General features: G+C 58.2%; 14 protein-coding genes. 11 read left to right on the forward strand and 3 right to left on the reverse strand.

Going from position 1 to position 16,930, the window contains the following annotated elements:
• The first annotated feature begins 7 nt into the window (after nucleotides 1-7).
• On the forward strand, nucleotides 8-439 hold the full coding sequence (gene gloA / locus H6F59_RS21880) for a lactoylglutathione lyase (protein ID WP_190519661.1): 432 nt from the start codon (nucleotides 8-10) through the stop codon (nucleotides 437-439).
• 88 nt (nucleotides 440-527) lie between these two features.
• Here gloA and H6F59_RS21885 read toward each other — a convergent pair whose 3' ends face one another.
• Both H6F59_RS21885 and H6F59_RS21890 read right to left on the reverse strand, forming a co-directional pair.
• Entirely contained in the window at nucleotides 528-980 is a 453-nt protein-coding gene (locus tag H6F59_RS21885; RefSeq protein WP_190705610.1) for a hypothetical protein, read from the reverse strand.
• A gap of 271 nt (nucleotides 981-1,251) precedes the next feature.
• Entirely contained in the window at nucleotides 1,252-1,437 is a 186-nt protein-coding gene (locus H6F59_RS21890) for a hypothetical protein (protein ID WP_190705613.1), read from the reverse strand.
• 234 nt (nucleotides 1,438-1,671) lie between these two features.
• Between H6F59_RS21890 and H6F59_RS21895 the strand changes: the two genes are divergently transcribed.
• From H6F59_RS21895 to H6F59_RS21930, 8 genes are all read left to right on the forward strand, one after another.
• Complete coding sequence (locus H6F59_RS21895; RefSeq protein WP_190705625.1) at nucleotides 1,672-4,314, forward strand: RNA helicase; 2,643 nt, start codon at nucleotides 1,672-1,674, stop codon at nucleotides 4,312-4,314.
• 247 nt (nucleotides 4,315-4,561) lie between these two features.
• A complete protein-coding gene (locus H6F59_RS21900; protein WP_190705642.1) occupies nucleotides 4,562-5,854 on the forward strand; it encodes a glycosyltransferase family 4 protein in 1,293 nt (430 codons plus the stop codon).
• A 121-nt stretch (nucleotides 5,855-5,975) separates the two neighbouring features.
• Nucleotides 5,976-8,081, forward strand: a complete 2,106-nt coding sequence (locus tag H6F59_RS21905) for an ABC transporter ATP-binding protein (RefSeq protein ID WP_190705645.1) — start codon at nucleotides 5,976-5,978, stop codon at nucleotides 8,079-8,081.
• 35 nt (nucleotides 8,082-8,116) lie between these two features.
• Entirely contained in the window at nucleotides 8,117-9,319 is a 1,203-nt protein-coding gene (locus H6F59_RS21910; RefSeq protein WP_190705648.1) for a glycosyltransferase family 4 protein, read from the forward strand.
• Nucleotides 9,316-10,302: a glycosyltransferase family 10 domain-containing protein gene (locus H6F59_RS21915; protein ID WP_190705651.1), complete on the forward strand. Its 987-nt coding sequence runs from the start codon at nucleotides 9,316-9,318 to the stop codon at nucleotides 10,300-10,302. Before H6F59_RS21910 ends, H6F59_RS21915 begins: the two co-directional genes overlap by 4 nt.
• Nucleotides 10,303-10,332: 30 nt before the next feature.
• Nucleotides 10,333-10,794, forward strand: a complete 462-nt coding sequence (locus H6F59_RS21920) for a DUF4231 domain-containing protein (RefSeq protein WP_190705655.1) — start codon at nucleotides 10,333-10,335, stop codon at nucleotides 10,792-10,794.
• A gap of 23 nt (nucleotides 10,795-10,817) precedes the next feature.
• Nucleotides 10,818-11,807 carry an Npun_R2821/Npun_R2822 family protein gene (locus tag H6F59_RS21925; RefSeq protein ID WP_190705659.1) on the forward strand — a complete coding sequence of 330 codons (990 nt, stop codon included), beginning with the start codon at nucleotides 10,818-10,820 and terminating at the stop codon, nucleotides 11,805-11,807.
• Nucleotides 11,808-11,815: 8 nt separating this feature from the next.
• Nucleotides 11,816-12,745: an Npun_R2821/Npun_R2822 family protein gene (locus H6F59_RS21930; RefSeq protein WP_190705663.1), complete on the forward strand. Its 930-nt coding sequence runs from the start codon at nucleotides 11,816-11,818 to the stop codon at nucleotides 12,743-12,745.
• 32 nt (nucleotides 12,746-12,777) lie between these two features.
• Here the strand turns inward: H6F59_RS21930 and nfi are convergent, their stop codons facing one another.
• Nucleotides 12,778-13,488 (reverse strand): deoxyribonuclease V, encoded by a 711-nt coding sequence (gene nfi, locus H6F59_RS21935; RefSeq protein ID WP_190705666.1) that lies wholly within the window; start codon nucleotides 13,486-13,488, stop codon nucleotides 12,778-12,780.
• A gap of 133 nt (nucleotides 13,489-13,621) precedes the next feature.
• On the opposite strand from nfi, the gene H6F59_RS21940 reads away from it, so the two are divergent.
• Nucleotides 13,622-15,676, forward strand: coding sequence for a thioredoxin domain-containing protein (locus H6F59_RS21940; protein ID WP_190705669.1), 2,055 nt, complete (start codon nucleotides 13,622-13,624; stop codon nucleotides 15,674-15,676).
• Nucleotides 15,677-15,679: 3 nt separating this feature from the next.
• The gene (locus H6F59_RS21945; RefSeq protein WP_190705673.1) at nucleotides 15,680-16,864 is read left to right on the forward strand and encodes a class I SAM-dependent methyltransferase; all 1,185 of its coding nucleotides are present in this window, start codon (nucleotides 15,680-15,682) and stop codon (nucleotides 16,862-16,864) included.
• Nucleotides 16,865-16,930 lie beyond the last annotated feature (66 nt).

Consider the following 16,930-nt stretch of genomic DNA (forward strand, 5'->3'; position numbering starts at 1 on the left):
ACTTACCATGCGACTACTACACACCATGCTGCGGGTCGGCGACTTGGATCGTTCTCTCAAGTTTTACTGCGATGTGCTGGGTATGCAGCTGCTGCGCAAAAAAGATTACCCCGGCGGCGAATTTACCTTAGCTTTTGTGGGCTACGGCGACGAGGCCGATCACTCCGTGCTGGAGCTGACCTACAACTGGGGCGTAGAGTCCTACGAGCTGGGCACCGCCTATGGTCACATTGCTTTAGGCGTAGACGACATCTATGGGACGTGCGATCGCATCAAAGCCCAAGGCGGCGAGGTGGTGCGCGAGCCTGGCCCCATGAAGCACGGTTCGACAGTAATCGCCTTTGTGCAAGACCCCGACGGCTACAAAGTCGAGCTGATTCAGCTGGGCAGCTCTGAGGGGCACCGCAGAGCCGCAGAGCCAGAGATGGCGGTTAGTTAGGAAAAATAGACAGGTATAGGGTTTTAGGTGTAGAGTGCAAGGCTCGGCCCTGCACCTGAAACCCTATACCTTATACCCCTAGCGATCCTTAAAAGGCATAGTTAACCGTGGCCGTGATCTCAGTGTCAGTATCGCCAGGCTTAAACAGGACGCTGCCGTTGATATCGATGACTACGCTGCGGGTGATGCCCCAGTCGAGCCCAGCGGTAATCATTGGGTCAATGGCGGAGCGACCGTCGGCATTGTAGGCAACTCCAGCGCCGGCGTAGGGGTAAAGAGCCTGGTCGAGGGCGTAGTCGACGGAGATAGGTAGCCGCAGTTCGGTGCTGTTGTCAAAGACGAGGGAGGGCCGCACCGAGAGCGTGGTGCGATCGCCCAATTCAGTAATTCTGGCCTTAGAGTCAATCACAAATGAGGCGCTGTCGTTAAACCCAGCGCGCACACCAGCACCCACATAGTAGTTGGGGACTTGCTGGGCCTGGGCTTGGGATGCCACAGCACCCACCACCGCCACAGACAATAGGGCTACATTCAGTTTCATCACTCCTCCTCACTAACAGGTTGAGTCAAGCTTGCTTGCTTGACCAGTTCGATTTTCAGCCGCTGACTTGCTGGGCCTGGGCTTGGGATGCCACAGCACCCACCACCGCCACAGACAATAGGGCTACATTCAGTTTCATCACTCCTCCTCACTAACAGGTTGAGTCAAGCTTGCTTGCTTGACCAGTTCGATTTTCAGCCGCTTTGGGGCAAAATCCTGCCAAAATTTGGGGTAAAGCGGGGAGCTTGGGTAAAGGTTTTGTGAGGTTTTGCTAACCATTAGGGGCTGAGGCCAGCGGTGAGCAAAGACGGCCTGCACAGCGATCGCCGTCAGTCGGCAACCGATGACAATAGATGCGATCGACTGAACAAAGGGCAGCAACACTGATAGGCCAGCGGTGAATCGTCACCAAAAGTAGCGGGCTAGGGCGATCGCCCCCAGCAAAAATTGAGTTCACCAGTGCAGGCCTGGCCCCATAACGATGAGTCCTAGGACACGTAAAAGCACTTTCATGATCCCCTAGACCGCAGCTTAAACATTGGCCAATCTAGCTTTAATGTATTGAGAATAGCCACAAAAATTGGCCCATTTCTTGCATAGAAAGCCGCTAAGTTTAAGCCGGCATGACAATCCGTTTTGCCAATCTCTTGGCACACTAGAATAGTGACTCCCTTACTATCGTGCCAACCGCGTGCTAGACCTCGCCAAATTATTTCCCTTTCCCCTCGACGATTTTCAATACCAGGCGGCGGCGGCGCTCGATGCCGATAAGTCTGTGGTGGTGTGCGCCCCCACTGGCTCTGGCAAAACCCTGATTGGTGAATATGCCATTTACCGTGCTTTAGACCACGGCAAGCGAGTGTTTTACACCACTCCCCTTAAAGCACTCTCTAACCAAAAGCTGCGCGATTTTCGCGATCAGTTTGGCTACGAAAAGGTTGGTTTGCTAACGGGCGATCTTTCCATCAATCGCGACGCCCCGATCGTGGTGATGACCACTGAAATCTTTCGCAACATGCTCTACGGCACCCGCATTGGCGAAACGGGTACCACGCTGCAACAGGTAGAAGCCGTAGTGCTCGACGAATGCCACTACATGAACGATCGCCAGCGCGGCACCGTCTGGGAAGAGTCAATCATCTACTGCCCACCCGAAATTCAACTCTTGGCCCTCTCCGCCACGGTCGAAAACAGCGGCCAGCTCACCGATTGGCTACAAAAAGTCCACGGCCCCACCGAGCTGATTTATTCTGACTTTCGTCCAGTGCCGCTACAGTTTCACTACTGCACCGGCAAGCGACTCGTACCGTTGCTGGATGCGTCCCAAAAGGCCATGAACCCTCAGCTCAAAAAGCAGCGGGCTCCCCAGCGCCAGCCGGGCAAGCGAGGCAGCGGCCGAGTGAGCCTGCCCTTTGTGGTGGGCCAGCTGCAAGAGCGGGACATGCTGCCCGCCATCTACTTTATTTTTAGCCGCCGAGGCTGCGACAAAGCGGTGGATGAAGTCAGCTATATGTCGCTGGTAACGGATGAGGAAGCGCAGGAACTCAAGCTCCGCATTGATACCTTTCTCGCCCACAACCCCGACGCTGGGCGGGCTGGTCAGGTGGGGCCGCTGTACCGGGGCATTGCGGCCCACCACGCGGGCATTTTGCCTCTATGGAAAGGGTTGGTCGAAGAACTGTTTCAAGCGGGGCTGATCAAGGTGGTATTTGCCACCGAAACCTTGGCCGCAGGCATCAACATGCCCGCCCGCACTACGGTAATCGCCAGCCTCTCCAAGCGCACCGACAGCGGCCACCGCCTGCTCACCTCCTCAGAATTTTTGCAGATGGCAGGACGTGCAGGGCGGCGCGGCATGGATCTCCAGGGCCATGTGGTTACCGTCGAAAGCCCCTTTGAAGGATCTCGGGAGGCGGTACACTTGGCCACCTCTGGGGCCGACCCGCTGGTCAGCCAGTTTACCCCTGGCTACGGCATGGTGCTCAACCTGCTGCAAACCCACTCACTGGATGAGGCGAAGGACCTGATCGAGCGCAGCTTTGGCCAGTACCTTGCCACCCTGCATCTGGTGCCCCAGCAGCAGGAGATCGATCGGCTGGAGGGGGCGATCGCCCATCAGCAGGCCCAGCTCGCTGCCTTCGACGAGGGGTTGCTAGCTGAGTACGCCAAACTCAAAGAGCGTCTTAAAGAAGAACGGCGACTGCTGAAAACATTGCAGCAGCAGGCGGCCCAGGTGCTAGCCGACGACGTGGCCAAAATGGTGCCCTTTGCGATCGCCGGTACGCTGCTCTCCCTTAAGGGCAAGCACATTCCCGTCAGTGAACCGGTGCCCGCCGTGCTGGTCACCAAGGTGCAGGGCTCAGGCCAGTTCCCTTATCTGGTGTGCCTGACCAAAACCAATCAGTGGTGCATGGTCACCGCCGCCGATGTGGTCGGCCTGCACGCCGATATTCCCCGCTTGCAATCGGTTGATACCCTGGCCCCACCGACAGATCTTGCCCCCAGTCCGGGCCAGCGCCGCCGGGGCGATGACTACACCGCTGCGATCGCCGCCACCATGGCCACGCCCCCTACCCTCGAAATGCTGGCCCCCGAGGTGCAAGACCAGCTCGATCGCATGCGCGAGGTCGAGCACACCTTGGCCATGCACCCCGCTAGCCAGTGGGAAAACGCCAAGGGGCTGCTCAAGCGCCAAAAGCGGCTGCGCGATCTGGAGGAGGAATGGCGCGATCGCCAGCAAAAACTCTCCCAGTACACCGGCCGCTACTGGCAAGAATTTCTCCACATCATGGAGGTGCTGAAGCACTTTAGCGGCCTTGAGGACAACCGCCCGACCAAGCTGGGCGAAATGGCCGCCGCCATTCGCGGCGACAACGAGCTGTGGCTGGCCCTGGCCCTAGAGTCGGGCGAGTTTGACCACCTCGATGCCGCCCAGCTAGCCGCCGCCTTCGCAGCTTTAGTTACCGAAAATTCGCGCCCCGACAGCTGGTGTCGATACAAACTCTCCGGCACCGTGGAAGAAGCGCTGGGTGGCTTGCACAGCCTACGCCGCCAGCTCTACCAGCAGCAGCACCGCCGCCACATCACCGCCCCCCTCTGGCTAGAGTATGACCTGGTGGGCTTAGTCGAGCAGTGGGCCCTTCAAGTCGATTGGGTCACCCTGTGCAGCAATACCAGCCTCGATGAGGGCGACATCGTTCGCATTCTGCGTCGCACCCTCGACGTGCTGTCCCAGATCCCCCACGTGCCCTACATCAGCGACAGCTTGCGCACCGCCGCCCGCGACGCCAAGGACCTCATGAACCGCTTCCCAGTTAACGAGGAAATCGGCTGAGCCACGGCGATCGCATCGGTCAATCTTAAGGTCAGCGGCGCAGATGGGCAAGCTATAGGAGTGCGTTTCCGTTCTAGGTATAGCCATCGCCACTTGGTGATGACCAGTGAAGACAACACGCAGTAAGTAGCGTGGCGAGCCAAATAACGTTCCAGTTTTTGGCTTTGTTAGCTTCTCTAGTCCTCAGCTACCTGGCCAGCGCTATAGATACTTCCTGGCCGCTGGCCCCGTTTGGCTCCGTAGACCCATGCTCGACCACCGTCTCAAGCCCGTCGCTGAGCCGCCCATTGCTGTGGGGGCACGACCCAAAATTTCGATTTTAGTCAGTGATTTGTCGAGTCGGGGCGCTGGACGCTGGGGCAGTGCCGTGCGACCCTTTTTGCTGGGGCAAGCCCTGCAAGGCATGGGCTATGCAGCAGAAATTGTGGGGTTTTCGACAGAAGGCGATCGCCAAACCTCACCTTCAGAACCTTCCGCCACCGCCATCCCCCTGCACACCCTTGCCATCCCCTCGCCCTACCCAGGCCCTAAGGCGGTAGGCGAATTATTTCGACAGCTCAGCGGCGATATTATCTACGCCTACAAGCTCAAACCCAGCAGCTTTGGCTTAGCTTTGGCCCATCGTCTGCGCCACCACCGCCCCGTTATTCTCGACATTGACGATTGGGAGCTGAGTTGGCATGGGGGAGACAGCTACCGCTACCGGCCCTCTGCCCGGCAGCTAGGGCGGGACCTGTTGAAGTCGGGTGGCGCTCTGCGAAATCCTGACCATCCCCTCTATTTACAGTGGATGGAACGCTGGGTTGCTCAGGCCGATTTGGTGACTACCCACAATGGGTTCTTGCAGCGGCGCTTTGGTGGAACCATCATCCCCAACGGCAAAGATACCGAGCTATTTGACCCCGATCGCTACTCCCCCGCCGACAGCCGCGCTGCCTACAATCTGGCCGACTACCGAGTGCTCATGTTTCCCGGCGCGCCCCGCCCCTACAAAGGCGTGGAGGATCTGCTGACGGCCATGGATCGGCTGAATGAGCCCGACCTAAAACTGGTCATTGTGGGCGGCAGCCCCTACGACGACTACGATCGCACCCTCTGCGATCGCTGGCCCCAGCACATCATTCACCTAGGCAAACAGCCTTACGAGGAAATGCCCAGGGTGATCGCCGCGGCCCACGTCATCGTCGTGCCCCAGCGCCAGACTCCCGCCGCCCAGGCCCAGTTTCCGCTAAAGCTGACCGATGGTATGGCGATGGCAAAACCAATTTTGGCCACGCGGGTAGGCGACATTCCCGAAATTCTCGGCGGCTGTGGGTATATAGCCGATGCCGATGCCCCAGCGCAGCTAGCAGCGCAGATCACCGCCATCTTTGCAAACTACGACCATGCCCTTGAGCTGGGGAGGCGAGCGCGCGATCGCTGCCTCGCCCACTACAGCATGGCCGCCATGGGCGCAGGCCTCCACCAAGCCATTCAGCAGAGCATTCTCGCAAAGGTGCATCGGCAGGGCAATATTCTGGGACATGCTAACCCACCCTGACCACCGAAATTCTCAGAATTGGTGCATTGGCGGAGCAATGTCCTGGGAGCATCCCCACTTTCCCTGACCGCCGAATGCACCCTACCCATCCACCCCTTACCCATCTACTCCCTAACGCTCCATGACCGCCCAAAAGCTGCTCTTTAACCACGCAAAACGCTACCCCTGGCGCATTCTGGCTGCCATCGGGCTGGGTTTTTCGGGGGCGGTGTTTAACGGGGTGGGCACCACGCTGATTGTGCCCGCGGTGTTTGAGCTGTTGGGCACCGGGGCCGGCAGTGCTGGGGCGATCGCCCTTCCTCCCCTGCTAGAAAAGCTGCTGGAACCCGTTTTGGGTATCCCTGGGCCGGGGCGAGCGGTGCTGATGCTGAGCTTTATTGTGTTGACCATTCTGCTCAAAAACCTAGCCAACTACCTCAGCAGCGTCACCAGCGAAGGGCTCAGCCGCCGCCTCACCTGCGATCTGCGTCGAGACGGGCTCGACCTGCTGCTCAAGGTCGATATCGACTACCACAACACCATGCGCACTGGGGATATTATCCAGCGGCTGAACGATCAAATTGGCCGGGCGGTAGCCTCCATCAACGCGGTGATCAACCTGCTGCGGGCATCGCTGAATATTTTGTTTTTTACGGTGGTGCTGCTGTCGATCTCGGGGTCGCTAACCTTGGCCGCGGTGGTGCTGATGGTCGGGGTGCTGCTGCTTAACCGCTACGTGATCGCCCGCGCCCGTGAGCACGGCAAGGCTCTGGCGGAGGCTTCTAAAGACTATTCGGTGCGCACCCTAGAAATGCTCAACGGCATGCGCCTGGTGAAAGCCACCGCCAACGAAGCAGCAGAATTCGCTCAGGTAGAAGCGCTGATCGAGCAGCGCGAGCAGGCCGCCCTGCGATCGCAGATGAACACCGCCATCATCGGTCCGCTGAACGAAATTCTCAGCATTTTGGCCCTGGTAGCAATTATTTTGATCAGCCAGTTTTGGCTGGGCAGCGGCTCGGCGGCCTCGGCTACCCTGCTGCTGACCTTTTTGTTTGTGCTGTCGCGAGTGATTCAGTTTGTGGGGCAGCTCAACTCGGCCCGCAGCCAGCTAGCCAACAGTTCCGCCAGCGTTGACCTGGTCTACGACTTTTTGCGCCGCGACAACAAAGCGTTTATGCCCCAGGGCGATCGCCGCCTCACCACCCTCAGCCAGGGCATCACCTTCGAGGGCATCGCATTCAAATATCCCACCGCCAAGGATTGGTCGCTCCACGACATCACCCTCTCGCTGCCCAAGGGTACCACCCTGGCCCTGGTGGGAGCCTCCGGCGCGGGCAAGTCTACCCTGGCCGATCTGCTGCCCCGCTTCTACGATCCGGTAGCGGGCCGCATCGCCATCGATGGGATAGATCTGCGCGAGTTTGACCTGGGCAGTCTACGCCGGGCCATGGGCATTGTTAGCCAAGACACGTTCTTGTTTAACGCCACCGTACGCGACAACATCGCCTACGCCCAGCCAGCAGCCACCGACGCTGAGGTAGTGCAGGCCGCTCAGCGGGCCAACGCCTATGAATTTATCAGCCAGCTGCCCCAGGGATTTGACACCGTAGTGGGCGATCGCGGCGTCATGCTCTCGGGCGGCCAGCGTCAGCGCATCGCCATTGCCCGCGCCCTGCTGCAAAACCCGCCGATTTTGATCCTCGATGAAGCCACCAGCGCTTTAGATACGGTATCAGAGCAATTGGTGCAGGAAGCCTTGGAGGATTTGAGCCGCGATCGCACCACCCTAGTCATTGCCCACCGCCTTTCCACCATTCGCAAAGCCCACCAGATTGCCGTGCTCGACCAAGGCCGCGTCGTCGAGCTGGGCACCCATGAAGAACTGCTGCAAAAACATGGCCGCTACACCTATCTCTACACCGTGCAGTTCGCCCAAGAAACCGGCTCCTGCCCTATCTCTCCAGCCATTACCAACGCCGCCTCCTACGACCTGCGCACCGGGCTGAATATTGTGCTCGGCTCCCTTCAGCTTTTGGCCGACGGCCTGGTCGAAGACGGCCCTGAAACTGAAGAACTTGTCCAAGAGGCCTACCACGCCGCCCTCAACCTTCTCCCCACCCTCGAAGCTATCGAAAAACAGACTGCCTCCCCCAACAACCCACTTCCTCCCTCTGCCCCACCAACAGAACCTTACCCCCACCACCCGTCCCCAATCTCCCTCCCATCTCCCCTTCCAATTCAAAACTAAAAATTCAAAATTTAAAACTTGCCTACTCCCTACCCATGCCCCGCCCCTACCTTTTCTTCATCCGCGACACTCTACCCCAGCCAGCGGCCCACCTGATTCAAACAGTGCAGTGCGCCAACGCTGCTGCCAACCTGGGCTACCCCACCCAGCTCGCCTTTGTCGATCGCGGCTCGACGGCTTGGCAACCTTGGCGCTGGGTCAATCCGCAGCCCCAACCAGTGGATGACGCCTTCGCCCGATTTTTCAATATTCAAAACCGGCTAGAACTGCTCCCCCTGGCCATGCCCTGGCCCATCGACCGGGTCAAGCACAAGCTCACCAACGCCAGCACCGTAGCCTGCAAATACTACTGGCCGCGGCACCTGGCCACCCGCACCGCCCTCGTCCACACCCGCGACTGGAATTTTGCTAAAGCCGCCCTGAAGCAGGGAGTACCCGTGGTGTTTGAGTGCCACCACCACACCGAAAAACCCTTTGAGCCCGAAATGGCGACCCATCCTTTGTTGCAGGTGGTGGTCACCGTCATCGACACGGTGAGAGAGAGCATTGTGCGCAACGGGGTGCCCGAGAAAAAGGTGATTACGGTGCCCAATGGGTTTAACACGCAGTTTTTGACACGGCATCCAGCAGCGGCGCAGGAGTGGCGCGATCGCCTCCTCACTCCACCCTTCACCCAACTCGTCGTCTACGCCGGGGCTTTACACGAATTCAAGGGCGTCAATTTATTGCTAGAAATCGCACCCCAATTTCCTCAGGTGAAATTTGCCCTGGCCGGTGGACCCGTTGACCAGCAGCAGCACTACTGCGATCGCCTCGCGAACCTAGGCTTAGAAAATGTGGATGTGCTTGGATTTTTAGCACAGCAGGACTTAGCCCACCTGCTGCAAGCCGCCGATGCCCTTGCCCATCCCCACCTGTTGGGCAAGGCTGCCACTTTTACCTCTCCCCTCAAATTATTTGACTACCTCGCCTCAGGCACCCCAGTTGTGGCCACCCGCATTCCATCGCTCGAAAACTGGCCCCTGGCCGCACAGATTGCCGACTGGTGCGATCCCAATCAACCCCCGGCTTTTGCCAATAGCCTGAGGCAGGTGCTCACCCAGCATCCTCGCCCGGCTGAGGGTTTTGCTCCCAACGTAGACGCCCTTCGACCCTACTCTTGGGAAGTCCGCACTGAGAAAATTTTGTCTCACGTAGAAGCCCGATACCACCCTCAACTGCCGGGAGGAAACCCATGACCCGTCCTATTGTTGGCATGCTGTCGAGCTACGGCGGCCTAACTCAGTGCGACTGGCTGTGGAAGCAAACGCCCGAACCCTTTGGGGTGTGGGGCAACATGCAGCTGCAATCGCAGAATCCAAGGCCCGACTACCTGCTGCTGTATCAGTTCAACTTTCACGAGCGGTTGGCCCCTAAGCCCCAGTCAAAATCGCAGCGGTTGCTCAGCGCGTTGCCCTTTGCCAAATCTGCCGCTCCGGTGGAAGCTCTCAGCCAGCTGCCTCCCCAGTTCAGTCAAGTACCCAAAGAACGTACTGCCTTTTTGCTGCGCGAGCCGCCGTTGCCGGAGGTGCGATCGCAAAACCTACTCAACTACGCCTACGCCCGCGACTACTGCGGCTATATCTCTGGTCCCGACGACTCGGCCCCTACTCCGGCCTACATGCCCGCGATTTGGTACGTGAATGTCTCGTTCCGCGAGCTGAACGAAGCGCCACCCCCCGAAAAGCACAGCCCCTGTAGCTGGATTACCTCCGGCATCAACCGCACCGAGAGTCATCGCCAGCGTCTCGCCTTCTTACAGACCCTTCAGGAGAGCGGCGTGCCCGTAGAAGTCTACGGTCGTGGCCTGCCCCCCGGTATCCGCACGGCAGGGGAACTCAGCAACAAATGGTCGGGAATGGCCCCCTACACCTACAACCTGGCGATCGAAAACTTTGCCGACAACGACTGGTACGCTAGCGAAAAGCTTTGGGATGCCTTGCTCTCCTGGTGTCTACCCATCTACTACGGCGGCGGCGCGGCGGATAAACTGCTGCCATCCGGCAGCTTTTTGCGCCTGCCCAGCCTAGACGCGAAGGGGATTGAGTACATCCGCGAGGTGACGGCTAACCCCGATGCGTGGATGGAAGCAAAGGATGCGATGGCCGAAGCCCGCCAAGTGATCCTCCACAAGCTAAATCTGATGAACTGGCTGTCAGACTGGGTGGGAAATCAGGCGTGAGTATAAGCGCAGCAAAGGAGGATAAAGGGGATGGGTGACCTGCGGGCGATCGAAAAATCAGAGTTTCTAAAGCAGAAAATTGAAAAGCAGATTAGCTCCTTCAAATGGCGGAAAGAGCACAACCAAACTAAAGCCGTTAGAACGAAACTGATATCAATACTCCTGGCTGCATCGACTACCGTTCTACTGGGTCTGAAAGGGCTAAATGAGTCTGGACAGCTCATCGTGCAGAATCTTGCTTTTGTTTTGAGTGCAGCCGTCACCTTTGTGACCGGGTTAGACGCTTACTTCAACCATCAAGGGCTTTGGGTTCGCTATCAAGGAACACTTAATGATTTGTACGAGCTGAAGACAGATTTAGAGTATCTGCTGGTTCATGCTGCCGGAGAGGTGCCAGAAAACGAAATAGATCAGCTCTATCGGCGATATCAAGTAATTTTGAGAGATACAAATTCGACCTGGTCGAGCTTAAGAAAAGAGCAGACTTCTTGAGATACCTACAGCAAAGGCAGCTTATGGACGGCATTTGTACCCTCGGCAATGATCGCGTTTACGACCAAATCATCGCCCTGATTAACAGCATTGAACTCTTCGCCCCAGGGATGCCAGTTTGCATTTATCCCTACGACGACCAGGTGGAGCGTTTAAGGGAACTGGTGCGATCGCGCCCCCAACTCACCCTTTACGACGACACCGCCTCCATCCAGCGGTGGGATGCCTGGGTCGAGCAAATCTGGGCCACCCATCCTACTGCTCGGCAACAGTGGGATGCGATCGGTAGTGCGGGCATTCACCGTATGGGTACCCACCGCCGCTTCTGCGCCTTCGACGGCCCCTTCGATCGCTTCATTTATATGGATGCCGACACGCTACTGCTGAGCGACCCAGCCCTGGTGTTCAACGCGTTGAATGAGTACGACTGGGTCACTTACGACTTTCAGCACAAAGACCTTAGCCACGTGTATGACGTGAGTTCTGGCTGGATGGAGCAACTGTTTTCGGCGGAGCAGGTGCAGCGGCAAGCGTTTTGCTCGGGCTTCTACGCCAGTCGCCGGGGGCTGTTTGATCCCGATCGGGGCCAAGACATTTTGAACCGGCTGCAAGCTGGGGAAGCGGCCGTGCTGTACCCCATGGCCCCCGACCAAACCATTCTCAACTATCTAGTGATGCGCTGCGAGGTCAACTCCTGCAACCTGGCGCTCACGCTGCCAACCGATCAGCGCACCGGCAACTCGATCACCTCCAGCCACTTCACTATTGAGAGTCACCGGGTCTACGACAAGGGTGTGCCGCTGCTATATCTGCACTACATCGGCTTATCGTCCAAACTTTTCGCCCGCCTCTGCAATGGCGAGAACATGGACTTGCCCTACCGCGATGTGTTTTTGCACTACCGCTATCTACACAATCCTGAGACCCGTCCGGCTCTGCTGGGCAAACTAGTGACAGCCAAGCCCCAAGGCTGGCGACGGTACCTAAAACCCCTGGCCCAGTTGCTCCCCTGAGGATTGCTATGACTTCGCGCGGCATTTACATTACAGCCAACGACAAGGTGATCGACCATACGATCGCCTGCCTCAACAGCATTCGTGCCCACGACCCCAGCATTCCGGTGATGCTGATTCCCTACAACGACGACTACCACCAGGTAGCCGAGGTGCTGGGCCGCGACTACGGCGTGGAGGTCTACCCCGACTTGGAGTTCATTCAGCGGTTGTCAGAAAATTTGCACGGCATCTTTGGCGAAGGGTTCTTTGCCCGGCCCAACCAGTTTCGCAAGCAGGCCTGCTGGTTTGGCCCCTTCGATCGCTTTCTCTACATCGATACCGATGTGGTGGTGTTTAGCGCGATCGCTAAAGTGCTCGACGCCCTCGATGACCACGATTTCATCAGCTACGACTACCAGCACCGGGGCGGCATTCGCAACGTGTTTGCCCCCGCGATCGTCGAGCAAGGTGTTTTCACCGCCGCCGAGTTAGAGGATATGTTTAACTGCGGCTTTTGGGGGTCAAAAAAAGGGCTAGTCAGCGAGCAAGACCTTTACGATACGTTCGCTGAATGCGCCGCTCACCCCGACTATTTCGATTTTTCAGAAAAAACCTCCGATCAGCCGATCATCAACTACCTGATTCTCAAGCGCATGGCGCGGCGGTTTAACTTGGTGCGCCAACCCGGCGGTGGCCCCGGCAACTGGGCAGGCAGCCCCCACTTTGTCCAAGAGGGCATGGCCTTAAGCGATCCGAATGTGAACAAGCCCCTCGACTATCTGCACTGGGCAGGCTACCGCATTCAGCCAGGCTGCCCCTACTGGGATATCTGGGCCCACTACCGCTACCTGCGCGACCCCGACAGCCGTCCGGTGGAAGTTCCAGCAGCAGCCCCATCTCCTATGAAAACCCTAAGCCGCAAGGCAGGCAAACTGCTGAGCCGTTTGGGGAAATAGTCAGTACCATTCGGCCCTACATTCTATCCTCGCTAAAACAAGCGACCCTGCTGAACTTCCTCCAGGGCCGATCGCGCCGTGCCGGAAGACGCTAGGCGATCGGCGTAGCGAGTGGTTTCGGGCAGACGGTATTTCGTGCTGCACCGCAACACTAGGTCGATGGCAGTCTCCAGCGTTGTGTAGTGGCCTGGGGAAATGTACAGGGGTTTGGTGTTGGCGCGGTTGCGCAGCACGGCTCCGATGCGATCGCCCCGATCCGTCAGCGGTACCCAGGTGCCTTTATCGGGCGGCACCTCGATGTGGGTGCCCACCAAGCGCGACTTGGCCACGCCGACGGTGGGGCGATCGCACAGTAACCCTAAATGCGACGCAATCCCCAACCGCCGAGGATGCGCTATTCCCTGACCATCGCAGAGAATCACATCCGGCTCGGTTTTGAGCTGCGCCAGGGCCGCCAGCACCGCAGGCACCTCCCGAAACGACAGCAGCCCCGGCACGTAGGGAAAAACGGTAGGCTGCCGCACCAACACCTCATCTACCGGAGTCAGGTCGGGAAACGACAGCACCACCACTGCGGCGCGGGTGGTTTCGCCCTCATCCTCAAACCCCGCATCCACTCCGGCGACGTAACGAATGGGGTTAGGGATACGGTCTTCGAGGACAATCTGAGGAGCAAGGGTTTGCTGGAGTGCGATCGCCTCGGCGGGCGTGGTTGGCCAGCTCTCTGGAAACTGAATCTGCATTACTGTGCTTTGCCGATCCTAAATAAGTGCTTGTAAACGCTCTGTACCCTTACCCTCAATCTCAAACCCTAGACCGTGAACCCTCCAACTACTGCCATGCTAGGGTGATCATGCCCCTCACTGCCTCACCTTTATGACTAATCGTCTGGCAGATTCTTCCAGTCTGTATTTGCGCAAGCACGCCGAAAACCCGATCGACTGGTGGCCCTGGTGTGATGAGGCGCTGGAGCGGGCTAGGCAGGATGACAAGCCAATCTTTCTGTCAATCGGCTATTCGAGCTGCCACTGGTGCACGGTGATGGAGGGGGAAGCGTTCTCAGATGAGGCGATCGCAGCCTACATGAATGCCAACTTCATCCCCATTAAGGTCGATCGCGAAGAGCGGCCCGATGTCGACAGCATCTATATGCAGGCGCTGCAAATGCTCACTGGGCAAGGGGGCTGGCCACTGAACGTAATGCTGCATCCCGAAACGCGGGTGCCGTTTTATGGGGGCACTTATTTTCCGCTAGAGCAGAAGTATGGGCGGCCTGGATTTTTGCAGGTGCTCACGGCTCTGCGCCAGTTCTACGACACCGAAAAGACCCGTTTAGCCGAGATCACCGAGGCGGTGATGGGCAATTTGCACCAAGGGGCGCAGTTGCCAGAATCCCCCACAATTTCATCGGCGGACGTGCTCTATGCGGGGCTGACCAACAACGCCAAAATTCTTATCCCCTCGGGTCAGGGCACCTGCTTTCCGATGATTCCCTACGCGGCGGCGGTGCTGGGTGGGCTGCGGTTTGACCTAGAGCTAGACGCGGCTCACATCTGCGGCCAGCGAGGACAAGACATGGCCCTGGGCGGCATTTACGACCATGTGGGCGGCGGCTTTCACCGCTACACCGTAGACCCAAGCTGGACGGTGCCCCACTTTGAGAAGATGCTCTACGACAACGGCATGATCGTGGAGTACCTGGCTGATCTGTGGGCTAGCGGGCAGCAAGAACCGGCCTTTGAGCGGGCGATCGCCCTCACCCACACCTGGCTCTTGCGTGAAATGACCGCCCCAGAAGGCTATTTCTACGCCGCCCAGGATGCTGACAGCTTTGTTACCGCCAACGACGTTGAGCCAGAGGAAGGCGCGTTCTACGCCTGGCCCTACAAGACTTTGGAATTGGCGCTGACCGCCGACCAGCTACAGGCGTTAGCGAATGCCTTTGCTGTGACCCCAGAGGGCAACTTTGAGGGGCAAATTGTGCTGCAAAGATTCGAACTCGGCCCCCTCCCAGATGAGGTCGAGGTGGCCCTCGATCAGTTCTTTATCCTGCGCTACGGCACCCCGGCGGCAGAGCTGGAGACCTTTCCTCCAGCAACCGATAACCAGGCAGCTAAAACCCAGACTTGGCCAGGGCGCATTCCCCCGGTGACTGACACTAAACTAATTGTGGCGTGGAACAGCCTGATGATTTCTGGCTTGGCAAGGGCAGCGACAGTGTTGCAGAACCCCGACTATCTGGCCACCGCTGTAACTGCCGCTGAGCACATTCGCCAGCATCAGTGGATCGGCAGTCAGCTGCACCGTCTGGGCTACGACGGCATTCCCCAAGTGCAGGCCCAATCGGAAGACTATGCCCTGCTGATCAAAGCGTTCCTCGACCTGCATCAAGCTAGCTTGGCCACGCCAGGCTCTGCTACCGATACCGACTGGTTAACGCTGGCGATCTCTACCCAGCAGGAGTTCGACCATTTACTGTGGAGTGCTGACCAGGGGGGCTATTTCAGCACCGCCGCTGGCGAAGATTTGCTGGTGCAGGAACGCCCCTATCAAGACAGCGCGACACCAGCGGCGAATGGGGTTGCCGTTGCCAACCTTATGCGTCTATCTCTGCTCACCGACAATTTGGACTATTTAGACCGCGCCGATCGCACCCTGCAAGCCTTTGGCACTGTCATAGAGCAGATTCCTCGCGCCTGCCCCAGTTTGCTAGCAGGCCTCAACTGGTTTCGTAATGGCACTGTGGTCAAAGCTGTGGCAGAAATTATTCCTGAACTAGCGGCAAAATATTGGCCAACAACTGTTTTCACAGTTTCCCATGATCTGTCCGCTGACGCTGTGGGCATGGTGTGCCGAGGCACCACCTGTTTAGCGGTGGCAGATTCTGTGGATAAACTACGGCAGCAGTTACAAACCCTCCAGCCTCGCTAATCTATGCCCCACAACCCAGATTTGTACCAGGTGCTGTGCGATCGCATCCACCAATCGCCCCAGGGCCACATCCCCTTTGCCGAATTTATGGAGCTGGTCCTCTACCATCCCCAGGGCGGCTATTACAGCACTAAAGACGCCATTCTTGGGTTTGAGGGCGACTTCGTTACCTCTGCCCACTTAGGCCACGACTTTGGCGAACTGCTGGCCATCCAGTTTGCCGAAATGTGGGAGCATTTGGGCCGCCCCAATCCCTTCTCGCTGGTAGAAATGGGAGCAGGCCAGGGGCTGATCGCCGCCGATGCGCTGGGCGCTCTACAAAACCATTTTCCCGACTGCTTTGCCGCCCTGAGTTACCAGATCGTCGAGAAATCTGACCTGCTGCGGGCCGCTCAAGAGCGACGCTTATCTGGCTGGACTGGGCGAGTGAGCTGGCTAAGTTTGGAAGACATCCCTGACGACAGCATCACTGGCTGCCTGTTCTCGAACGAACTGGTAGATGCTTTGCCGGTACACCAAGTAGTGATGACAGAATCGGGCCTGCAAGAGATCTACGTCACCTTGGGCGACAGCCCAGCATGCCTTCTGCAAGAAGCAGTGGAGGCTCCTTCTACCCCGCGACTGGCCGACTACTTTGCCTTTGTCGGCGTTGACCTAGCGGATCCTCAGTACGCTCCCGGCTACCGCACCGAAGTTCACCTGGCCGCTCTGGACTGGATAAAAACGGTTGCAGCTAAGTTGCACCGGGGCTACGTGCTCACGGTTGACTACGGCTACCCCGCCAGCCGCTACTACGGCCGCGGCCGAGCCCAAGGAACGCTCCAGTGCTACTACCAGCACGCCCACCACAACGATCCTTACAGCCACCTGGGCCACCAAGACATTACCGCCCACGTCAACTTCACCGCGCTAGAGCGTCAGGGTGAGCAGTGCGGGCTAGAAACCGTGGGGGCGACGCAGCAGGGAATGTTTTTGATGGCGCTGGGTTTGGGCGATCGCCTCGCCGCCCTGGGCCAGATTCAGGCTAGCGACCCCACCACCGTCAACCTTGCCATTCAGCGCCGCGACAAGCTGCACCAGCTGATCAACCCCATGGGCCTGGGGAATTTTGTGGTGTTGGTGCAGGGCAAAGGGCTAACGTCTGCGGCCAAGACGCTGAAGGGGCTAACAGTGCCGCCGCTGATGTAGAGCGCGATCGCATCCACTCAACCTTTGAAACTGGGGTCTTTAAGGGACAGGCAAGAAAATAAGTAC

This window comes from Nodosilinea sp. FACHB-141 (genome assembly GCF_014696135.1).
In the GTDB taxonomy this organism is placed as follows: Bacteria; Cyanobacteriota; Cyanobacteriia; order Phormidesmidales; family Phormidesmidaceae; genus Nodosilinea.